Source organism: Endozoicomonas sp. SESOKO1, from assembly GCF_024606265.1.
In the GTDB taxonomy this organism is placed as follows: domain Bacteria; phylum Pseudomonadota; class Gammaproteobacteria; order Pseudomonadales; family Endozoicomonadaceae; genus Endozoicomonas.
In genome coordinates this window covers 1-1,045 of the sequence record NZ_JAHHPP010000365.1, presented here as the reverse complement: position 1 = coordinate 1,045, position 1,045 = coordinate 1, and the positions used below count along the sequence as shown (strand labels likewise).

1 protein-coding gene is annotated in these 1,045 nt (G+C 54.5%); it reads right to left on the bottom strand.

Annotated features, from left to right (window positions below; translation table 11 throughout):
* Window positions 1–1,045, bottom strand: a 1,045-nt coding sequence (gene pgi, locus KDK13_RS16680; protein ID WP_257286115.1) for a glucose-6-phosphate isomerase, incomplete at both ends; no start/stop codon positions are given.

Genomic DNA, 1,045 nt, shown 5'->3' with positions numbered 1-1,045 from the left:
ACAATCATGCTGTTCGGAAGATTGCCAGAAATCACCTTGTGAGGAGCCAGGCGTTCCACTTCGTCAGCATTCATACCGGACGCCGTGAGTTCATCCCGTACTTCTTCCAGGGTTTTGCCCTGCATCATGGCCTGGCTCTGGGCCAGGGCGTTGGTAAACAGCCATGGGTGCTGTTCGCCAATCGGGTTGTGGGTAGTTGCCGGGGCGATAAAGTCCACCGGAATCAACCGGGTTCCCTGATGCAGAAGCTGGTGATATGCGTGTTGGTCATTGGTTCCGGTACCACCCCAGATCACGGATCCGGTCTGGTAGGGAACGGTGCTGCCATCTTCACGGGTACGCTTGCCGTTACTTTCCATATCCACCTGCTGCAGGTGGCCTGGCAGATCACGCAGGAAGTAGTCATAAGAAATGACCGCATGGGATTGGGCACCCATAAAGTTCTGATACCAGACGCCCAGCAGACCCGCAATAACCGGCATATTTTCTGCCAGGGGGGCTGAGCAGAAGTGCTGGTCCATGGCCTCAGCGCCTTTGAGCAGGCGCTCGAAGTTGTCGTAGCCTACTACCATGGAAATCAGCAGGCCGATGCTGGACCAGAGTGAGTAGCGACCACCAACCCAGTCCCACAGGGGCAGAGTGTTTTCCTGGGCGATACCAAACTGGTCAATGGCTTTCAGGTTGGTGGAGATGGCCATAAAGTGCTTGCGGATATCCTGCTCGGCACAGCCCTGGTCGATCATCCAGGCTCTGGCTGCCTGGGCATTTTGCAGGGTTTCCAGGGTGCCAAAGGACTTGGAGGCAACGATAAACAGTGTGGATTCCGGATCGATTTTACCCAGGACTTCAGTTAACTCATTTGGGTCAATATTCGCCACAAAATGATGTTCCAAGCCCCTGACGTGGTAAGGAGTCATGGCATTAATGGCGGTTTTGAGTCCCAGGTAAGAACCACCGATACCAATATTAACGATATGCCTGATGGGCTTGCCTGTGTGGCCAAGCCACTGCCCGGAGTGAACCTGCTCTGTCATGGCCTTCATAC